The following is a 2,822-nucleotide window of genomic DNA, read 5'->3' as shown; positions in this document are numbered from 1 at the left end:
CCCCGCCGAAGCGGTGCTGGTCGATCGCGACAAGCGCCTTGCGCAGGTGCGCGCGAACCCGCTGCCTGGCGCTACGCTCGCCACCTATCGTGCGCTGGAACAGCGGCTTTCCGCTGCCGAACCGCAATGGAAGCTGCAGCTTATCCCTCCGCCGCTGCCGCTTCCCGACATTTCGCTCGATGGCGAAGAGCTGGACGACGAGGGTGAGGCCAATCTTGCACTGGCAATCTGGGCCGCGCGCAGGACAGGCCTGGCGCTCACCATATCGGGGCGTGCAAATCAATCGCAAATTGTTTTGACGAAACTTTCCGAAGCGGGCATTTCTGCAACAAGCAACGACTCATCGATCTCCAGCGCTGAAGTCCGCCTTGCCTGGGCGTTCCAGACCGGAGCTCCGTGATGACTGCCGGGGGGCAAGCAATTGGGCGCACAGGATGCAGCCAGTGTTGAAGGCATTGCCACCGCGCTGCTGACAGCATTGTTTTCTGCCGCCGATCTGTTCGCCAACGAGCTGCTGTTATTCGCCGGTATCTGGTTCCTAATTGGGGCGGTCGACGACCTCGCGCTCGATTTTGTCTGGTTGATCAATCTGTTGCGCGGCAGAGGCCAGGCGCGCGACCACGATCATGCCGATGCCGGGCAGCCCTGGCGCTATGCCGTGTTCGTTCCCGCCTGGGATGAGGCCGAGGTGATCGGCGACATGGTGGCGCACTGCCTGGCGCGCTGGCCGGACGACGATTACCGGCTCTATGTCGGCGTCTATGCCAACGACCCTGCGACCGCCGATGCGGCGCGGCATGGAGCAGCAGGCGATATGCGTCTGCGGCTCGTGACGATGTCCACGACGGGCCCAAGCTCGAAGGCCGATTGCCTCAACCGGATATGGCAGGCAATGACCGAAGACGAGACGGGGCAGGGCTGGCGCTTCGATGCGATCGCGCTGCACGATGCCGAGGATGTTGTGCATGCCGCCGAGTTTCAGGTCTATCGCCGCTGGCTGAGCGATCATGATTTCGTCCAGATCCCGGTGCGCCCGCTGATCGATCGCGCGTCCCGCCTGGTCGGCGGGCATTATGCCGATGAATTCGCCGAGGCCCATCTACGCAAGATGCCGGTGCGCGCGCATGGGGGTCGCCATGCCCTGTGCCGGGGTCGGTTGCGCCTTTCGGCGAGCGACATTGCAGCGGCTGGCCGGGGCTTCTGGCGGCAACGCACCCTTTGCCACCGACAGCCTGACCGAGGATTACGAGCTCGGCATCCGGATCCACGAACAGGGCGGTCGCGGCGCCTTCGTTCGGGAACGCGATGGGGCGGGTGACCTAGTGGCGACGCGCGCCTATTTTCCGGGCGATCTGCGCGCAGCCGTGCGCCAGAAGACGCGCTGGATGATCGGCATCGCGCTTTCCGGCTGGGACCGGACCGGATGGGGCGGATCGATCGCCGAAATCTGGATGCGCGCCCGCGACCGCCGGTCGGCACTGGCGGCACTGGTGATTGTCGCGGGATATCTTGGCCTCTTGCTGTGGCTGGTCGTCGCGATTGCGGAAACGCTGGGCCTTTACCAGCCAGCCCCGCCCGATCCCGCTTCACGCGTCCTGCTGGTGGCGACCGGTTTCACATTGGTCTGGCGGCTGATCGTGCGCGCGGCCTGTACCGGATGGAACCATGGCGCAAGCGAAGCCCTGTGGTCGCTGCCCCGCGCGCTGGTCAGCAATGTCATCGCGGTCATGGCGGCGCGGCGGGCGCTGCAGGCCTATATTGCCAGCCTCAACGGAGCGCCGCTGGCCTGGGACAAGACCCAGCATAGGATCCCGGCGGCGATGGAAAGGCAGCGGGGCGAACCCGCAGCGGCGCGCCCTGCCATGATCGGCGAGGGTCGTGGCTGATCTGGGCCAGGCTACCGGGTCGGGGATCGCTCACCGCCGACGCGGCCAGCCGCTGGTTTTCCTGCTGACCGTGCTGTGCGCCTGGTCCGCAGCCCGGGTGATCCATCACTGGCCCGTGATCTATCAGACTCCAAGCGCATCGGTGCCCGTGCCTATGACGTCGCAAGCGCAGGCCGACGCCGCGCCGCGATTGCGTGTCAGCGCTCACCGGCGCGCCCTGTCTCCCGGCGATGCGCCGCGCGCACTGCGTCTCGCGCATGGGGCCCGTCTCGCCAAGCCGCGAGGCGGCAGTGCCGGATCTGTGGTCGAACCGCCGGGATGGCAAGCGCAACCGCAAGATGCCGAGCTCTCGTTGCTACCGCTGCTGCCAGCGCCGCCGCGTGCGGCGGACCAGGTACCGCTGTCGCAAGCGCCGGGGGCGTGGCTGCCGCCCGTGCCGAGCGGGGCAGACGGTTCCCGCGCTCATGCCGGGCGCTGGTCGGTCTATGGCTGGTCGCTCGTCCGGCAGGGCACCTCGGGCAGCATATTGGCGCCGGGCGGGCAATATGGCGGCAGCCAGGCCGGGCTGGTGGTGCGCTGGGCGATGGGCAGCGCGGCATACCGTCCCGCGCTCTATGCCCGGGCGACGGGGGCACTCGCAACGAGCGACGAGCGTACGCTGGCGCTCGGCCTGTCGGTTCGGCCTGTGCCGCGGCTGCCATTCGATCTCGCGGTCGAGCGCCGTCTCGCGCTCGTTGAAGGACAGCGCGACCGCTGGGCGCTTCTGGCGGTCGCCGGGGGAGACAGGGCGGTCGGGCGCAGCGGAGCGCAACTGTCGGTCCATGGTCAGGCCGGGTTAGTGGGGATGGCGCAATCCCAGGCATTTTTCGACCTGCAGGCGAGCCTGACCCAGCCCGTCCTCAAGCGCGGTGGCACGACACTCGCATTGGGTGGGGG

The 2,822-nt window shown here is 67.6% G+C and carries 1 protein-coding gene and 2 pseudogenes; all 3 read left to right on the top strand.

Annotated features, from left to right (window positions below; translation table 11 throughout):
- Nucleotides 1–400 (top strand): annotated as a pseudogene (locus AX735_RS25915) (DUF389 domain-containing protein); the annotation flags it as partial.
- 300 nt (nt 401–700) lie between these two features.
- Nucleotides 701–1,886: pseudogene (locus tag AX735_RS26935) on the top strand (glycosyl transferase family protein).
- Nucleotides 1,879–2,822 (top strand): hypothetical protein (locus tag AX735_RS14345; RefSeq protein WP_066281654.1); only part of this gene is annotated, 944 nt, incomplete at its 3' end. The pseudogene AX735_RS26935 and the gene AX735_RS14345, both read left to right, overlap by 8 nt.

This window comes from Blastomonas sp. CCH1-A6 (genome assembly GCF_001556365.1).
GTDB classification, from domain to species: domain Bacteria; phylum Pseudomonadota; class Alphaproteobacteria; order Sphingomonadales; family Sphingomonadaceae; genus Blastomonas; species Blastomonas ursincola.
The sequence above is the reverse complement of the archived record's forward strand: the minus strand, read 5'-3'. Positions and strand labels throughout refer to the sequence as shown.